Source organism: Halomonas flagellata, from assembly GCF_022487945.1.
Lineage (GTDB): Bacteria > Pseudomonadota > Gammaproteobacteria > Pseudomonadales > Halomonadaceae > Halomonas > Halomonas flagellata.
This window is the reverse complement of the sequence record NZ_JAKVPY010000001.1, coordinates 85,462-103,114: the sequence shown is the minus strand read 5'-3', so window position 1 is coordinate 103,114 and position 17,653 is coordinate 85,462. Positions and strand designations below refer to the sequence as shown.

General features: G+C 68.6%; 14 protein-coding genes. 2 read left to right on the top strand and 12 right to left on the bottom strand.

The window, feature by feature from the left end:
• The first annotated feature begins 248 nt into the window (after nt 1-248).
• Nucleotides 249-2,816, top strand: coding sequence for a GcvT family protein (locus MKP05_RS00475; RefSeq protein ID WP_240566588.1), 2,568 nt, complete (start codon nt 249-251; stop codon nt 2,814-2,816).
• Between the two features lie 66 nt (nt 2,817-2,882).
• Here MKP05_RS00475 and MKP05_RS00470 read toward each other — a convergent pair whose 3' ends face one another.
• Complete coding sequence (locus MKP05_RS00470; RefSeq protein ID WP_240566587.1) at nt 2,883-3,920, bottom strand: GlxA family transcriptional regulator; 1,038 nt, start codon at nt 3,918-3,920, stop codon at nt 2,883-2,885.
• Nucleotides 3,921-4,212: 292 nt separating this feature from the next.
• Between MKP05_RS00470 and MKP05_RS00465 the strand changes: the two genes are divergently transcribed.
• Complete coding sequence (locus MKP05_RS00465; RefSeq protein ID WP_240566586.1) at nt 4,213-5,946, top strand: formate--tetrahydrofolate ligase; 1,734 nt, start codon at nt 4,213-4,215, stop codon at nt 5,944-5,946.
• A gap of 20 nt (nt 5,947-5,966) precedes the next feature.
• On the opposite strand, the gene MKP05_RS00460 is transcribed toward MKP05_RS00465, so the two are convergent.
• The 11 genes from MKP05_RS00460 to prfA form a co-directional block, all read right to left on the bottom strand.
• Nucleotides 5,967-7,259 (bottom strand): NAD(P)/FAD-dependent oxidoreductase, encoded by a 1,293-nt coding sequence (locus MKP05_RS00460; RefSeq protein WP_240566585.1) that lies wholly within the window; start codon nt 7,257-7,259, stop codon nt 5,967-5,969.
• Between the two features lie 31 nt (nt 7,260-7,290).
• Nucleotides 7,291-8,658, bottom strand: coding sequence for a glutamine synthetase family protein (locus MKP05_RS00455; RefSeq protein ID WP_240566584.1), 1,368 nt, complete (start codon nt 8,656-8,658; stop codon nt 7,291-7,293).
• Nucleotides 8,659-8,713: 55 nt separating this feature from the next.
• Entirely contained in the window at nt 8,714-9,778 is a 1,065-nt protein-coding gene (locus MKP05_RS00450) for an ABC transporter substrate-binding protein (protein WP_240566583.1), read from the bottom strand.
• Nucleotides 9,779-9,815: 37 nt separating this feature from the next.
• Nucleotides 9,816-10,613 (bottom strand): ABC transporter permease, encoded by a 798-nt coding sequence (locus MKP05_RS00445; RefSeq protein WP_240566582.1) that lies wholly within the window; start codon nt 10,611-10,613, stop codon nt 9,816-9,818.
• A complete protein-coding gene (locus MKP05_RS00440) occupies nt 10,610-11,533 on the bottom strand; it encodes an ABC transporter permease (RefSeq protein WP_110281898.1) in 924 nt (307 codons plus the stop codon). Before MKP05_RS00440 ends, MKP05_RS00445 begins: the two co-directional genes overlap by 4 nt.
• A 10-nt stretch (nt 11,534-11,543) precedes the next feature.
• Nucleotides 11,544-12,659 (bottom strand): ABC transporter ATP-binding protein, encoded by a 1,116-nt coding sequence (locus MKP05_RS00435; RefSeq protein ID WP_110281899.1) that lies wholly within the window; start codon nt 12,657-12,659, stop codon nt 11,544-11,546.
• A gap of 31 nt (nt 12,660-12,690) precedes the next feature.
• Nucleotides 12,691-14,010 (bottom strand): NAD(P)/FAD-dependent oxidoreductase, encoded by a 1,320-nt coding sequence (locus MKP05_RS00430; protein WP_240566581.1) that lies wholly within the window; start codon nt 14,008-14,010, stop codon nt 12,691-12,693.
• A gap of 239 nt (nt 14,011-14,249) precedes the next feature.
• A complete protein-coding gene (locus MKP05_RS00425) occupies nt 14,250-14,993 on the bottom strand; it encodes a HesA/MoeB/ThiF family protein (RefSeq protein WP_240566580.1) in 744 nt (247 codons plus the stop codon).
• Between the two features lie 30 nt (nt 14,994-15,023).
• Complete coding sequence (locus MKP05_RS00420; protein WP_110281901.1) at nt 15,024-15,524, bottom strand: Lrp/AsnC ligand binding domain-containing protein; 501 nt, start codon at nt 15,522-15,524, stop codon at nt 15,024-15,026.
• A 181-nt stretch (nt 15,525-15,705) separates the two neighbouring features.
• The gene (gene prmC, locus MKP05_RS00415) at nt 15,706-16,554 is read right to left on the bottom strand and encodes a peptide chain release factor N(5)-glutamine methyltransferase (RefSeq protein ID WP_240566579.1); all 849 of its coding nucleotides are present in this window, start codon (nt 16,552-16,554) and stop codon (nt 15,706-15,708) included.
• The gene (gene prfA / locus MKP05_RS00410) at nt 16,554-17,645 is read right to left on the bottom strand and encodes a peptide chain release factor 1 (RefSeq protein ID WP_110281903.1); all 1,092 of its coding nucleotides are present in this window, start codon (nt 17,643-17,645) and stop codon (nt 16,554-16,556) included. The genes prmC and prfA overlap by 1 nt, the downstream gene beginning before the upstream one ends.
• Between the last annotated feature and the right edge of the window lie 8 nt (nt 17,646-17,653).

The window sequence follows — 17,653 nt, the reverse complement described above, 5'->3', positions numbered from 1 at the left end:
GACGGCGAACGGCCGCCCTTGAATCGAAGCTAGCGCCGCCGACCCCACACCATGGCACCAGCGACGACGGCCACTTTGGTGACAGCGACACCGGCCCGGCCACTCTCGAGATCGGTGGATTCGTGACGCAACCGCCTGTCGCAGCGACGAAAGTTATCGTCGCCACGGGACAGCAACCGGACCCGGCTTGGATTATGTTGACGAGAGAGCGACGGGGTCGGCGGGCGGGTCACCACAGGAGAGCGGTCATGGCGACACTACCCAAGCGCGCGAACGCGGTGATCATCGGCCAGGGCGGCATCGTCGGCGCCTCGGTGGCCCACCACCTGATCGAGCAGGGCTGGGAGCACCTCGTGGGACTCGACAAGTCCGCCATTCCCTCGGACATCGGCTCCACCTCCCACGCCTCCGACTTCTGCTACATGACCTCCCACGACAAGATGTCGTGCTACACCACCACCTACAGCCAGCGTTTCTACGAGCGCCTGGGCCACTATCGGCGCATCGGCGGCCTCGAGGTGGCACGAGTGGGCGACGACGCCCGCATGGAGGAGCTCAAGCGCAAGGTCGCCTCGGGCAAGGCGTTCGGTACCCGTGCCCGACTGATCGGCCCCGACGAGGTGATCGAACGCTTTCCCCTGGTGCAACGGGAGCTGATCCAGGGCGCCCTGTGGGACCCGGACGCCGGCCTGGTGGTGCCCCGCTCCCAGCAGGTCGCCGGCGAGTTGATCGAGGCGGCGGTGGCCGCCGGGCGGCTCCAGACCTTCGCCGATACCCCGGCGCTGGACATCGACGTCCGGGACGGCCGTGTGCGCGGCGTGGAGACCGCCAGGGGCTATATCGAGACCCCGGTGGTGATCGTGACCTCGGGGATCTGGGGGCCGATCCCGGCGGCCATGGGCGGCGCGGCGCTGCCGCTGATGCCGGTGGAACACCCCTTGCTGTTCTTCGGGCCCTTCGATGTCTTCGCCGGTACCGGCCAGGAGATCGGTTACCCCCTGCTGCGCGATCAGGGCAACTCGGCCTACATGCGCGACACCGGCGACCCCGCCACCACCGAGGGCGGGCAGCTCGAGTGGGGTTACTACGAGGCCGCCGCCCCTCGCCTGGTGCACCCCACCGAGATCCTCGAACGCGACCGGGCACGGCTGTCGCCGTCGATGCGCGACCTCGAGATCGACCAGGTCATGCACGCCTTTACCCGGGCGGTGGAACTCACCCCCGCGCTCGGCGAACTGGGCTGGGATGAGAAGCACTCGTTCAACGGCCTGCTGTCGGTCACCAATGACGGCGGCTCCCTGGTCGGCGAATCGCCGGAGACCCGCGGCCTGTGGTTCTGCGAGGCGGTGTGGGTCAAGGACGGCCCGGGCATCGGCAAGGTGTTCGCCGACTGGATCACCCAGGGCCGCCCGGAACTCGACCCCTTCGGCATCGACATTGCGCGCTTCTACCCCGTGCAGAAGACCCCGCACTACGTCCACGGGCGCTGTCTCGAGATCGCCCGAAAGATCTACGACCCGCCGGTGCACCCTCGCGAGCCCTTCGAAACCGGCCGCGACCTGCGGCGCAGCCCCTTCTGGCCCAGGGAGAAGGAGCTCGGCGGCTACTTCATGGAGGCGGCGGGCTGGGAGCGGGCCCACGGCTATGCGGCCAACGAGCCCCTGCTCGAGCGCTATGCCGAGCGGGTTCCCGAGCGCCTCAACGAGTGGGACGCTCGCCACTTCTGGCGGGTCTCCAACGCCGAGCACCTCGCGCTGAGCGAGGACGTGGGCATGATCAACCTCTCCCACTTCGCCATCTTCGACGTCACCGGGCCGGATGCCGAGGCACTGCTGGAGACCCTCTCGGTGGCCCGGGTGGGCGGCGAGACGCCCCTCGGCAAGGGCGTCTACACCCACTTCCTGGACGAGGCCGGCGGCGTGCATGCCGACCTGACCATCGTGCGTCTCGCCACCGATGCCTTCCGGGTGATCTGCGGCGGCGACACCGGTCATCGCGACTACGTGTGGATGAAACGCCTGGCCGAGGACAGGGGCCTGACCCGCCTGCATCTCGAGGACCGCACCGACAGCCTGGCCACCCTGGGACTGTGGGGCCCCAATGCCCGGCGCACGCTGCAGGCGGTCGCCGACGACCCGCGGGCGCTTGAGAACGAGCGCTTCCCCTTCGCCACGGCCCGCGAGATCCGCGTGCGCGGACTGCCGGTGTGGGCCTTCCGCATCTCCTACGTCGGCGAACAGGGCTGGGAGCTGTACATCCCGTTCAGCTACGGGCTCAGCCTGTGGGACCTGCTCTTTGATCAAGGCGTGACACCGGTGGGCATCGAGACCTACGCCAACAGCCGGCGCCTGGAGAAGAGCCTGCGACTGCAGAACGTCGACCTGCTCACCGAGTACAACCTCGTCGAGGCAGGGCTCGCACGCCCCAGGGTCAAGCCGGCGGACTTCCATGGCAAGGCCGCCTACCTGGCACAGCGCGAGCGCGAGCGACAGCCGGCCTACCTCTGCACCCTGACCCTGCAGGACAACCGCGACGCCAGGGGGATCCCACGCTATCCGGTGGGCCAGTCCCCGATCCTCGACCCGGAGAGCGGCGAGGTGCTCGTGGACGCCCTGGGGCGCCGCTCCTACGTGACCAGCATCGCCTACGGCCCCTCCGTGGGCAGGATCATCGCCCTGGGCTATCTGCCGGTGGAGCATGCCCGGGAGGGCCACACCCTCACCCTGGAGTACTTCGGCGAGCACTACCCGCTGACCGTCGAGGCCGTCGGCTATCGCGCCCTGTATGACCCGGACAATCAGCGCCCCAGGAGCTAGGCATTGTCCGAGAACTGTTTGCGCTCGGCCATACGGCGTTAAAAATCAGCCCAAAGTACTCATTGTTCACTCCTCGCCGGGGGGCGGGGCCGCCTCGGCGTGTTGGGTCGCGGCATCCGCCACCCGGTCGCTGCGCCGCTTGCGCTCGCGGCTGGGCGAATGGCCGAAGCGGTCGTGATAGCACTTGGTGAAGTGTGGTGGCGAGATGAAACCGCACGCCAGCGCCACGTCGGTGATCGGCATATGGGTCTGTCGCAGCAGCAACCGCGCCCGCATCAGGCGCAGGTCCATGTAGTACTTCAACGGCGGGCAGTCGACGTAGCGCTGGAACAGCCGCTCCAGCTGCCGCCGCGAGAGGTCGGCGTAGCTCGCCAGTTCGTTCAGCGACAACGGCTCCTGCAGGTTCGCCTCCATGAGGGTCGCCACCTCCTCCAGCTTGGGGTGGCTGTGGCCGAGGCGCACCCGCAGCGGGTTGCGCTGGTGATCTCCCACGTCCCGGATCCGCTCGTGGATGAACTCCTCGGCGATGGCCTCGGCCAGCTCCAGGCCCTGCTGGCGGGTGATGAGGGTGAGCATCATGTCCAGGGGCGAGATGCCGCCGGAGCAGGTATAGCGGTCGCGATCCATGACGAACAGCTGCGAGGTGAAGGTCACCTCGGGAAACATCAGCGCCTCGTGGATGCTCGAGAAGTGCTCCCAGTGCAGGGTACAGCGGTAGCCATTGAGGACTCCCGCCTGGGCGAGCACATAGCTACCGGTGCAGACCGCCCCCAGGGGGGTGTGACGCGCGGCCAGCCGGCGCAGCCATCGGAGGGTGCCGCGGTCGCAATGGTGTTGTACCTCCACCCCGGCACATACCACCACGAGATCCAGCGGTGGCGCCTTCTCCATGGCGTGGTCCACCCCGGTCTGCAGGCCGCTGCTGGCACTCACCGGGGCGCCGTCCCGGCTCACCAGGTGCCAGGTGTAGAGCCGGCGGTCGGTGAGGTGATTGGCCATGCGGAACGGCTCCAGAGCCGAGGAGAAGGCGAGCTGGGAGAACCCCGGTACCAGGAAGAAGCCGATCTCGTAATGGCCGTTCTCTGGAGTGGCAGTGGGCACCATCGCGTCTTCCTCCCGGAAATGAGTCCTCACTACGTTAATTTACCGACAGTTGATCCACGGCGATAGTTGCGTGGCCCGCTGATCCACGTCATCGAGATCGCACGGTTACACCAGGCCGCCCGCACGCTTCGGCAACCGCCGCTCCCCGGCGAAAGCGCCGGTCCTGCCAGGCTTCCGGTGTCGCTGTGGCCAATTCCCTTGACGTCGGTGAGCAAATCCGGCCGCGCCCGGGCGAGAATACTGAGCGTATTGCAACGCACATGGCTCGGTTGATACGTCAGGAGGCTTGGCGATGGCAATCACCCCGCAAGAAGTCAGGCACGCGCAGCCGTCGATGCCGGACAACCTCACGATAGCTCGTGATGCGCGACTCTGGCCCATCGAGGAGATTGCCCATCGCATGGGCGTGCCCGGCGAAGCCGTGGAGCCCTACGGCCGGGGCGTGGCCAAGCTGGACCTCGCCGCCGCGGACGCCCTCGCGGGGCGCCCGCGGGCACGCTACGTGGTGGTCTCGGCGATCACGCCCACCCCGCTCGGCGAAGGCAAGACCACCACCGCCATCGGCCTCGTCCAGGGCTTGCAACAGCTCGGCCATGCCGCCACGGTCGCCCTCCGGCAGTCTTCCATGGGGCCGACGCTGGGCATCAAGGGCGGTGCTGCCGGCGGCGGCTACAGCCAGGTGGTCCCCATGGAGCGCATCAACCTGCATCTGACCGGTGACATTCATGCGGTCACCGCGGCGCATAACCTGCTCGCGGCGATGGTCGACAATCACCTCCACCATCGCCATGGTATCGACCTGGACCCCGAGAACATCCGCTGGCAGCGGGTGGTCGACATCAACGACCGTGCCCTGCGCCACATCGTCACGGGGCTGGGCCCCCGCACCGACGGCGTCACCCGCCAGAGCGGCTTCGAGATCACTGCCGCCTCCGAGGTCATGGCGGTGCTCGCCCTGGCCGACTCCCTGCAGGACCTGCGGCGTCGCCTGGGCCGCATGGTGGTGGGCTACACTCGCGTCGGCGAGCCGGTCACCGCCGAGGAGATCGGGGCGGCCGGCGCCATGACCGCCCTGCTCAAGGAGGCGATCAAGCCCAACCTGCTGCAGACCCTGGAGCACGCGCCGGCGCTCATCCATGCCGGGCCGTTCGGCAACATCGCCCACGGCAACTCCTCCATCGTCGCCGACCGGATCGGCATTCATGGCGGGGATTTCCTCGTCACCGAGGCGGGCTTCGGCGCGGATATGGGGGCCGAACGGTTCTTCAACATCAAGTGTCGCGCCTCGGGGCTGGCGCCGGACGCCGCGGTGCTGGTGGTCACGGTGCGGGCGCTGAAGTACCACTCCGGGCGTTACCGCGTGGTGGCCGGCAAGCCGCTGCCCGCCGCCATGCAGGCGGAGAGCCCCGAGGATGTGCGCGCCGGTGCCGCCAACCTGATCAAGCAGATCGACAACATCCGTGCCCACGGTGTCACACCGGTGGTGGCGATCAATGCCTTCCCGTCGGACAGCCCCGGTGAGCACGCCGTCATTCGCCACCTTGCCGACGCCGCCGGTGCCCGCGCCGTGGTCACGACCCATGTCCGCGACGGTGGCGCCGGCGCCATCGAACTGGCCAGGGCCGTCATCGATGCCGCCGATAACGGCAGCGAGTTCCGTTTCCTCTATCCGGACGACATGCCACCTGACGCCAAGATCGAGCGCATCGCCACCCGGCTCTACGGCGCCGCCGACGTCGCCTTCGCCCCCGAGGCCCGCCGCCAGCTCGAGGCCTACCAGGAGCAGGGTCATGGCGGCTTGCCGGTGTGCATCGCCAAGACCCACCTGTCGCTCTCCTCGGACCCGACGCTGCTCGGCGCGCCCACCGGCTGGACCCTGCCGGTACGCGAGGTCCGGCTCTCCGCCGGGGCCGGTTTCCTCTATGCCCTGTGCGGCGACGTCCGCACCATGCCGGGCCTGGGCGCCGAGCCGGCCGCCGCCCGGATCGACATCGACGGCAACGGCGAGATCACCGGGCTCTATTGAACCCGCTGCGGGCGCCGAGCTCAGATACCCAGGCGGTCGCGAGTCGCGTAGTACCAGGCGCCCAGTGCCGAGAGCGGCACCCGCAGCAGGCGCCCGCCGGGAAACGGCAGGTGGGGAATGCCGGCGAAGGCGTCGAAGCGCTCGCCCTGGCCATGCATCACCTCGGCGATCAGCCGGCCGGCCAGGTGAGTGCAGGTGACACCGTGGCCGGAGTAGCCCTGGGCGTAGTAGACGTTGCCGTTGATCACCCCGAACTGCGGCAGGCGGTTGAGGGTCATCAGGAAGGTACCGCTCCAGGCATGGTCGACCCCGACCCCGGCCAGTCGCGGAAAGGTCCTGAGCATCTTGGGCCGGACCACCGCCTCGATGTCGGCGGGGTCGTCGCCGCCGTAGTTGACCCCGCCACCGTAGAGCAGGCGGTTGTCGGCGGTCAGCCGGTAGTAGTCGAGCAGGTAGTTGCAGTCCTCCACCGCCTTGTCGTTCGGGATCAGCTCCCGGGCCAGCTCCTCGCCCAGCGGCTCGGTGGTGATGATCTGGGTGCCGCAGGGCATCGACCTGTCCTCCAGCGCCGGCAGCACCCCCTGCAGGTAGGCATTGCCGGCCATCACCACCCGCGCCGCCCTGACCACACCCTGCGGGGTGCGCAGCCGCACCGGCTCGCCGTGGCTCACCTCGGTGACCGGCGACTGCTCGAAGATCCGCCCGCCCAGCGACTCGACGGCCGCCGCCTCGCCCAGCACCAGGTTGAGCGGATGCAGGTGGCCACCGGAGTGGTCCACCAGGCCGCCCAGGTAGCGCGCCGAGTTCACCTCGCGTCTGAGCGCCTCGCCCTCCAGCAGCTCGAGCTCACGGTTGCCGTAGCGCTCCCAGAGCGCCTTGTGATCGCGCAGCCCCTTGAGCTGCCTGGCGTTGCAGGCGGCGAAGAGGTTGCCGTCACGCAGGTCACAGGCGATGCCGTACTGCTCGATGCGGCGGCGGATGATGCGGTTGCCCTCGAAGGCCATGTCGCCCAGGGCACGGGCGGTCCGGGCACCGTATTTCGCCTCGATCACGTCCATGTCGCGGCTATAGCCGTTGACGATCTGGCCGCCGTTGCGCCCGGAGGCGCCGAAGCCGACCCGGGCGGCCTCCAGCACCACCACCGACAGCCCCTGCTCGGCCAGGTGCAGGGCGGACGAAATGCCGGTGAAACCGGCCCCCACCACGCAGACGTCGCAGTCGATCTCGCCGGTCAGCGCCGGGCGCTCGGGGGCGGGGTTGGCGGTGGCCGCATACCAGGAGGCCACGTGCTCGGTGGCCGCCGTTGCCGTCATATCGCTTTCCTCATGTAGAACCAACGTTTTTCTAAACCCGCAGCAGCAGATGCTCGCGCTCCCAGGAGCTGATGACCCGGAAATAGGCCTTGTGCTCGGCGCGCTTGACGGCCAGATAGCTGTGAGTGAAGCGCTCGCCGAGGATGTCGGCCAGCGCCTGGCAGTCGTGCAGGGCATCCAGCGCCGGGCCGACGTCGTCGGGCAGCGTGTTGCCGCCGGACCAGGCCGAACCGAGCATCGGCGGGCGCGGCTCGAGCTGGCCGAGCAGACCCAGGTAGCCGCAGGCGAGCGACGCGGCAATCGCCAGGTAGGGGTTGGCATCGGCGCCGGCCAGGCGGTTCTCGACGCGCGTCGCCTCGGGGGAGGAGACCGGCACGCGCAGGCCCACGGTGCGGTTGTCCAGCCCCCACTCCACGTTGATGGGGGCCGAACCGCTGGTCTCGGTACGCATCAGTCGCCGGTAGGAGTTGACGTTGGGGGCGAAGAACGGCATCGCCGCGGGCAGGTAACGCTGCAGGCCCCCGATGAAGTGGTGGAACAGCGGGCTCGGCTGGTCGCCCTCGCCGGCGAACAGGCTGTGGCCGCGCTTGAGGTCCAGCAGGCTCTGGTGGATGTGCAGCGAGCTGCCCGGCTCACCCGCCATCGGCTTGGCCATGAAGGTGGCGTACATGCCGTGGCGCAGGGCCGTCTCACGCAGGACGCGCTTGAACATCACCACCTGGTCGGCCAGGATCAGCGGATCGCCGTGCTGGAAGTTGACCTCCATCTGCCCCGCCCCCTCCTCGTGGATCAGGGTGTCGAGGTCGAGGTCCATGGCCTCGCAGTAGTCGTACATCTCCTCGAACAGCGGATCGAACTCGTTGACCGCATCGATGGAGAAGGACTGGCGGCTGCTCTCCTGGCGCCCGGTACGGCCGATGGGCGGCTCCAGCGGGTAGTCGGAGTCGGTGTTGGTCTTGACCAGGTAGAATTCCACCTCGGGAGCGATGACCGGTTTCCATCCCCGCTCGGCGTAGGCCTCCAGCACGCGCCTGAGCACGTGGCGCGGCGCGAGCTCCACCGGCTCGCCGGTGAGGTAGTGGCAGTCGTGGATGATCTGCGCGGTGGGATCGTCCGCCCAGGGCACCAGGTAGATGGCGTTGGGGTCGGGCACGAGCTCCATGTCGCGCTCGGCCGGGTTCCAAAAGCGGATATCCTCGTCGTCCGGGTAGCCCCCGGTAACGGTCTGGATGAAGATCGAGTCGGGCAGCCGCGGGCGTCCGCCGCCCAGGTACTTGCCGGCGGGCATGATCTTGCCCTTGAGGATGCCGGTCTGGTCGCTGACCAGACACTCGACCTCGGTGATGCCGTGGGTCTGGAACCAATCGTTGAGGAGCGGCTGCTCCTGGCGGTTACTCATGGGATTTTCCTTGCTCGTGGGAAGGCGGTCCCCGGCGCTGCCGGGGGCCTGCCGCTCAGCGAGACTGGACCTCGGACCACAGCTGCTGGAAGGTCTGCAGGGCATCGCCCTCCAGGCTGGGGGTGAAGCGCAGGCGCGCCATGTCATCCTCGCTGGGGGTCACCGGCGGCTGGGTGAGCACCTCGTCGAGATGGGGCTCGGCGGCGGCGTTGGGGCTGGCATAGTAGTTGTAGTTGGAGAGCTGGGCGCCCACCTCGGCATCCAGGATGAAGTCGATGAACTTGTGGGCCATGTCGGGATTGGGCGCCTCGGCCGGGATCACCATGGCATCCACCCACATCTCGGCGCCCTCGTCGGGGATCATGAAGTCCAGGGTCTCGAAGGTCTCCGGGTCCTCGTCCTTGAAGAAGAGGTAGTCGCCGTTGTAGCTCATGCCCACATGGGTGACGCCGCGGGCCAGCTGCTGCAGGGACGGCGTGCCGTCGGTGAAGCCGCTGAAGGTGTCGCGGCCCTTGGTGTCGATGATCAGCCGGGCGGCCTCCTGCCAGGCCTCGGGGTCGGTGCAGTCGTAACCGTGGCCCAGGTAGGCGCAGGCCGCTCCCATGCTCACCTGGCCGTCGCCCATCAGGGCGAAGGGATGTTCGGGGTTGACCTCGGGATCGAACATCAAGGACCAGCTCTTGGGGGCGTCGGGGAAGGTCTCGGTGTTGTAGATGATGGCGGTGGTGCCCCACTGGTAGGGGGCACTGTACTCGGCACCGGGATCATAGCTGGGATCCCGGAACTGCTCTCTGACGTTGTCCAGGTTCTCGAGCTTCGCCTTGTCGAGCTTCTGCACCAGGCCGGTCTCGATCAACCGCGGGATGTAGTAGTTGGACGGCACGATGATGTCGTACTGGGAGACGCCGCCGGCGTTGAGCTTGGCGAACATCTCGGGCAGCGAGTTGAAGTAGTTCTGCACCACCTCGACGTCGTAGGCCTCCTCGAAGGCCTCGATGATCCCTGGGTCCATGTACTCGGTCCAGTTGAACAGGTAGAGCTTGTTCTCCTGGGCCTGGGCGCTGCCGACGAGCAGCAGCCCGCCGAGGGACAGGGCCAGGGTGGTCGTGTGCATTGTCATGATGCTCTCCTCGTTTCCCCTTGGGCAGGATGCCGGCTCAGGCCGGCCGGCGGCGGCTGAACACCAGGCTGATGATGGCGGCGATGGCCACCGCGCCGATCATCAAGGTGGCGATGGCGTTGATCTCCGGCGATACCCCCTTCTTGATGGCGCCCCAGATGTAGATGGGCAGGGTCGCGCTCTCCGGCCCGGCGGTGAAGAAGCTGATGACGAAGTCATCGATCGACAGGGTAAAGGAGAGGAAGAAGGCCGAGATCAACGCCGGCTTGATGGTCGGCAGCATGAAGTGCACTACCCGCTTGGCCGGCGTGGCGTAGAGGTCCTTGGCCGCCTCGAACAGCGTGGGGTCAAGGCCCACGAAGCGCGAGTAGATGATCAACGCCACGAAGGGGATCTGGAAGGTGACGTGGGCGATGATCATGGTGAGCAACCCCGGCTGCAGCAGGCCAGTGAGGCGATGCAGCTGCACGAAGAAGGCCATCTCCGAGATGCCGAAGACGATGTCCGGCAGCACGATGGGCAGGTAGATCAGCACGATCAGCCAGCCCAGCTTGCGGTGGCGATGGCGATACATGCCGTAGCCGATCAGGCAGCCGATCACCAGCGCGATCACCGAGGAGACGATGGCCAGCACCATGCTGTTGGCGAAGGCCGAGAGGATCTCTTCGTTGCCCAGCAGGCGGTAGTACCAGCGAAGCGAGATGCCGGTGAAACTCGCCGCGCTGTTGGAGGCATTGAAGGAGAACAGCACCACCACTGCCAGCGGCAGGTAGAGGAACGCCAGAGTGAACCACCAGAAGGCGGTCAGGCCACGACGCAAGGTACGCTTTCTCATATCACTACCTCCTCGCCACCACCCAGGCGCTTGCCGATGCGACGCATGACGAAGAGCCCCACGAAGGTGGCGAGCAGCATCAGGATCGCGCCGGCCGCCCCCAGCGGCCAGTTGGACCCACCGGCGAACTGATTGGCCACCAGGTTGCCCAGCATCATGCCCTTGCCGCCGCCCAGCAGCTCGGGGATGACGTACATGCCGAAGGCGGGGATCGCCACCAGCACGATGCCCGCCAGCAGCCCCGGCAGGGTCTGGGGGAAGACGGCGTGCCAGAAGGCCCGCACCGGCGAGGCATAAAGGTCCTGGGCGGCCTCCACCTGGGCGGTGTCGAGCTTCTCGAAGGCGGCGTAGAGCGGCAGCACCATGAACGGCAGGAAGTTGTAGACCAGGCCCAGGGTCACCGCGAAGTTGGAGGGGTAGAGCCCCATGTTGGCGCTGATCAGGCCCAGCGCCTCGGCCAGCTCCGAGAGCGGGGTGCCGGGTGCCAGCAGGTTCATCCAGCCGAAGGTGCGGATCACCTGGTTGGTCCAGCTTGGCACCACCACCAGCAGCAGCAGGATGGGCCGCCACTTCTCGCGGCAGGTGGTGATGTAGTAGGCGATGGGATAGGCCACCAGCACCACCAGCCCCGTGGAGACGAGGGTCTGCCACAGCGAGCGCAGCAAGGTATAGAGGTTGCCCGGGCTCCAGCCCAGGAAGCCGAAGCCCGCCAGGCGCTTGAAGGACTCCAGCGACAGCGGCATCTCGGGCAGGCCGTAGGGACCATTGGTCATGAAGGCCACGCCCATCAGGTAGGCGCTGGGCAGCACCAGGAAGACCAGGATCCAGGTCGCCCCGGGGGCCACGGTGAACAGCAGGTGACGGCTCTCGCGCACCATGCCGCGGCTACGGGCAGAGGGGATCACGCCGGCATAGGACATGGTCGCTACCTCACTCGCTCAGGGTGACCAGGTCTCCCGGCGCCACCGTCACGGTGACCCGGTCGCCCCTCTCGGGCAGCTGCCGACCTCGGTTGTTGACCGTGGCCTGCAGGGTCGTCTCGCCGACCTCCAGACGATACTCGGCATGACTGCCGCGGTAGAGCCGTTCGGCCACGGTGGCAGGCAGGTGGTTGTCGCCCGCCACCTCGCCGGGCAGCAGGTCGAGGGTCTCGGGGCGGATCAGTAACAGCCCGCCCTTCCCCGGCTGCTCGGCGGTCAGCTCACCCAGCGGCGTGCTGAGCCGGCTGCCCGAGCGGGCGGTGACCGGATAGAGGTTGTCGTGGCCCATGAAACGGGCGACGAAGGCATTGACCGGGTGCTCGTAGACCTCCCGGGGCGGCCCCACCTGCTGGATCACCCCGCCGTTGAGCACGGCGATGCGATCCGACATCACCATCGCCTCCTGCTGGTCGTGAGTGACGAAGACGAAGGTCATGCCCAGGCGCTTCTGGACCCGCAGCAGTTCCACCTGCAGCTGGCTGCGCAGGCCGGCGTCCAGGGCCGACAACGGCTCGTCGAGGAGCAGGACATCGGGCTCGTTGACCAGCGCCCGGGCCAGGGCGATGCGCTGGCGCTGGCCACCGGAGAGCTGGTCGACGCGGCGGTCCACCAGGTCGCCGAGCTGGATGAACTCGGCGATCTTCGCCACCCGGGCCTCGCGCTCCTCGGGGGGCATGCCGCGCATCTTCAGGCCGAAGGCGAGGTTCTCGCGCACCGAGAGGTGCGGGAAGAGCGCATAGGACTGGAAGACGGTGTTGACGCTGCGCCGGTGGGGCGGCACCTCGGTGACGTCGCGGCCGCCGATGGCCAGGCGCCCGTCGTCGGCCTCCTCGAGGCCGGCGAGGATGCGCAACAGGGTGGTCTTGCCGCAGCCGGAGGGCCCCAGCAGGGTGAAGAACTCGCCGGCCCGGATGGTCAGGTCCACCCCGTCCAGGGCCACGGTGTCGCGCCCGAAGCGCTTGTGCAGCCTCTGCATCTCGATGGAGGAGGCCTCGCGGGCCGACTCGACGGTGGCGGATCGCACCATCCGGGTGTCGGCGACATCCGCGGTCAGGGTGTCGGTCATGGGCTTGCCCTCTCTTGTTATTGCCGGCTCTTCACAGCCGATCGCGTAACTTGTAGAAGGTCGTGGCCAGCAGCAGCAGCGGCGTGCGCAGCCGCTCCCCGCCGGGGAAACGGCGGTGCGGCATGGCGGCGAAGACGTCGAAGCGCTCGCTCTGCCCGGCCACGGACTCGGCCATCAGCTTGCCGGCCAGGCCCGCCAGCGCCATGCCGTGGCCGGAGTAGCCCTGGGCATAGTAGAGATTGTCGCCCACGCGGCCGAAGTCCGGCGCCCGGTTGAGGGTGATGGCCACCTCGCCGCCCCAGCGGTAGTCGATGTGCATACCTCGCAGCACCGGGAAGAGGCTGGCGATCTTGGCGTCCATGCGTGCCTGCAGCCCCCGCGGCTCGCGGCCGGTGTAGCTCACCTCGCCGCCGTAGATCAACCGCCGGTCGGCGGAGAGGCGATAGTAGTCGAGCACGAAGTTGGCGTCGGACAGGGCATCGTTGCGCGGCAGCACCTGGGCGGCCTGCGTGGCCGACAACGGTTCGGTGGCGATGAGGTAGTTGGCGGCGCGCATGATGCGTCCCGAGAGCTCGGGAACGAGGCCGCCCTGGAAGGCGTTGGTGCCCATCACCACGAAGTCGGCGGTCACGCGCCCGGCGGGCGTGGCGACGACGGCCGGCTTGCCGCGACGGAGCTCGACCGCGGGGCTGCCGGTGTGGAGGACCGCACCGGCCTGGCGGGCGGCCCGGGCCAGGCCCAGGGTGTAGTTGAGCGGGTGCAGGTGGCCGCCCTCGCTCTCGAAGAGGGCGCCCGGGTAGGCATCGGTGACCACATGCTCGCGCAGGGCGTCACCCTCGAGCCAGGAGAGCGCCTGGTAACCGTAATCCCGGGCCAGGCGATCGCGGAAGGCCAGCAGCTCACGGACATGGCGCGGCCTGACCGCGGCGTGCAGGTAGCCCCAGGCGAGTTCGCAGGGGATGGCATGGCGGTCGATCAGCTCGGCGGTCAGCCGCACCGCCTCGCGGCTCATCTCCCAGATCGCCCGGGTGCGCTCGAGACCCAGCGCCCGCTCCACGGTGGCAAGGTCGGTGCCGAGCCCCGGCAGGATCTGCCCGCCGCTGCGGCCGGAGGCGCCATGGCCGATCTCGGCGGCCTCCAGCAGCACCACCGAGTAGCCGCGCTCGGCCAGGTGGAGCGCCGCCGAGCAACCGGTGACGCCGCCGCCGATCACGCAGACATCGGCGCGCACCTCGCCCGCCAGCGACGGGCAGTCGCCGGGCTGGATGGCCACCTCGGGATCAATGGAGTCGCGGTACCAGGAGGCGACCCGCGGGGACGTGTGGGGCGTGAAAGGGACCTGTGCCGTCATGCGCGCAGCGCTCGTTGTTATTCGTGATGCCGTCAGTTTGACACCAGGCGCCCCCGAGATGTCAAGTATTCAATAACAACAACATCCCACAAGGGGTGCTCACCCGCATCGAAAAGTCGCCACACCGCGCGCCATGGAGGCTTATATAAGGGGAATCTGGCCCTATCGAGGTGGCCGAAAGCGAGGCAGCGCCGGCGGCCATGGCGTCAAGAATAGTTCATCAATGGCATCGCCCGAACTCAGCCACAGACCGGGCAGGCCGGGTCCTTCGGCACCCGGAAATGGCGCCACTGGCCGGTGAGGCCGTCGAAGGTGGAAAGTCCACCCTGGGGCGTGCCGGCCCCGCTCAGCAACTTGATCGCCTCGAGCGCCTGGAAGCAGCCGATCAGCCCGACCAGCGGCGCCACCACGCCATTCTCGGCACAGCGTAGCTCCTCGTCGCCCTCCTCGCCCGGCGGGTAGAGGCAGGCGTAGCAGGGACATTCGGGATCCCGGGGATCGAACACCGCCAGCTGGCCGGAGAAACGGATCGCCGCCCCCGAGACCAGCGGCACCCCGGCGGCCCGGCAGGCGGCGTTGATGGCATAGCGGCTGGAGAAGCGGTCGGTGCAGTCGAGCACCACGTCGGCGGCGGCCACCATGCTCGCCAGGGCCGCCCCCTCGAGATGCTCGGTCACCGCCTCGACCCGGCAGCCGGGATTGAGCGCGCATGCCGCCTCGCGGGCCGACTCGGCCTTGTTGCGGCCGATGTCGGCCTGGCCGTGGGCGATCTGGCGCTGCAGGTTGGAGAGTTCGACCGCATCGGCGTCGGCCAGGGTCAGCCGGCCCACCCCGGCGGCGGCGAGGTAGAGGGCCACCGGCGAGCCCAGCCCGCCGGCGCCGATCACCAGGGCGTGGCCGGCGAGCAGCCGCTCCTGGCCGGCGATGTCGATCTGCTCGAGCATGATCTGGCGGCTGTAGCGCAGCAGGTCGTCGTCATTCATGGTCGCGGGGGCTCCGTCGGGCAGGGCGGATCACTTGTCCTCGAACTCCTCGATGTCGGGCACATGCAGCGAGAAGTCCTCCTTGACCTCCTCCATCACCACATAGCTCTTGGACTCCTTGACCCCGGGCAGGGTCAACACCACGTCGCCGAGCAGCTGGCGATAGGCGGACATCTCGGGGATGCGGCACTTGAGGATGTAGTCGAACTGCCCCGAGACCAGGTGGCACTCCTGGATCTGCGGCAGCTTGGCCACGGCGCGGCGGAACTCGTCGAACACCGCCGGTGACTGGGTCTCGAGGCTGATCTCCACGAACACCAGCAGGTTGGCCTTGAGCGCCCGGGGGTCGAGAAGGGCCTTGTAGCCGCGGATGATCCCTGCTCGCTCGAGGCGTTTGACACGCTCCAGGCAGGGCGTGGTGGAGAGGCCCACCTGGGACGCCAGGTCGACATAGGAGATGCGGGCGTTCTCCTGCAGGCAGCGCAGGATCTTGAGGTCGATGCGGTCGAGCGAGCGGGTCTTGGCTTTCATTGTCGTATGGGCAGGCCGGTCAAGGGTGGCTGGACACGCCGCCATGGCAGACGAATCGACTGAAAATCACCATGCCGGTAGCGACTCTCTGGTGTTCGGTCACGCAATCACGGCAGCATCTGGAATTTTTTCCTGCCACCAGATGTACCACAGGGGGCCGCGCGGCTCCAGTGCCGCACCGTCAACGCCGGGCATGGAGATACCGGCCCAGGCTGACCCGCTCACGGCCGGCCAGGTCGCACAGGCTCGCCACCTCGCCATAGCCCGAGGCGACGAGGGCGCAGCGCACCGCCGCGGCCTGCTCGCAGCCGTGTTCCAGCAGCAGCCAGCCGCCAGGCCGGAGGTGGCCCCGCGCCTCGCGCACCAGGTGATGGAGGTCGGCCATGCCCTCCCCCGCCGCCACCAGCGCGCTGCGTGGCTCGAAGCGCACATCGCCCGAGACCAGGTGTGGGTCGTCGGCGGCGACATAGGGCGGATTGGCGACGATCAGCTCGAACGCCTCGCCGGCAAGCACCGCGAACCAGTCGCTCTGGCGGAACTCGGCATTGTCGAGGCCGTGCCGTTCGGCATTGCGCCGGGCCAGCGCCACCGCGGCCGGCTCCCGGTCGACGCCGAGCACCCGCCAGCCCGGACGCTCGCTGGCAAACGCCAGGGCGATGGCCCCGGTGCCGGCACCGAGGTCGAGCAGCCGCCCCCGCGGCGCCTCGGCCCGGGCCAGGGCCGCCTCGACCAGGACCTCGGTGTCCGGACGTGGAATCAGGGTGCTGGGGTCGGTGGCAAGCACCAGCCCCCAGAACTCCCGCTCGCCGGTCAGGTAGGCCACCGGCCGACCGGCGGCGCGGGCCGCGAGCAGCGCCTCGAAGCGGGCACGCTCGTGGCACGGCGCCTCGCGGTCGCCCCAGGTATAGAGCCAGGCGCGGTCGACCCCCAGCACGTGACACAGCAGCACCTCGGCATCGAGGCGCGCACTGGGCGAACCGGCCCGGTCCAGGCGCGCCGTCGCCCGCGCCAGCAGGGCATCCAGGCGCATCACGCCTCCTGCTGCAGGGCGGCGAGCTGTTCGGCCTGGTATTCATGGATCAGCGGCTCGATCACCTCGTCGAGCTGTTCGCCGCTGATCACCTCGCCGAGCTTGTAGAGGGTGAGGTTGATGCGGTGGTCGGTGATCCGCCCCTGGGGGAAGTTGTAGGTGCGGATGCGCTCGCTGCGATCGCCCGACCCGACCAGCGAGCGGCGGGCATCGGCCTGCTCCTGGCGACGGCTCTCCACGGCCGTCTGCCGGAGCCGCGCGGCGAGCAACGACATCGCCTTGGCGCGGTTCTTGTGCTGGCTGCGCTCCTCCTGGCACTCGACCACCACCCCGCTGGGCAGGTGGGTGATGCGGATCGCCGAGTCGGTGGTGTTGACGTGCTGGCCACCGGCACCACTGGAGCGGAAGGTATCCACCCGCAGATCACCGGAGTTGATGTCGATGTCGCCCACCTCGTCGGCCTCGGGCATCACCGCCACGGTGCAGGCCGACGTATGGATGCGCCCCTGGGACTCGGTGGCCGGCACCCGCTGCACGCGGTGGGCGCCGGACTCGAACTTGAGCCGGGCATAGACCCCCTCGCCCTTCACCCGCGAGATGATCTCCTTGTAGCCGCCCTGCTCGCCATGGCTGGCGCTGACCACCTCGACCTTCCAGCCGCGCTTCTCGGCATAGCGGGAGTACATGCGGAAGAGGTCGCCGGCGAAGAGCGCGGCCTCGTCGCCACCGGTGCCGGCGCGCACCTCGAGAAACACGTTGCGCCGGTCATCGGGGTCCTTGGGCACCAGCAGCTGCTTGAGCCGCACCTCCATGGCCTCGAGACGCTCGCGCCCCTCGGCCAACTCCATTTCGGCCAGCTCGCGCATCTCGGCATCGCTGTCGCCGGTGAGCTGCTCGGCCGAGGCGATATCGGCCTCGATGGCGCGGAACTCGCGCCAGGCCTCGACGAGCCCCTCGAGCTCGGCATACTCGCGGGAATAGTCACGGAAACGGGCCTGCTCGGCGATCACCTCGGGCTCCGCCAGCAGGGCGGCGAGCTCCTCGAAGCGCTCGGCGAAGGCGTCGAGGCGCTGACGCAGGGAAGCTTTCATTGGCAGTC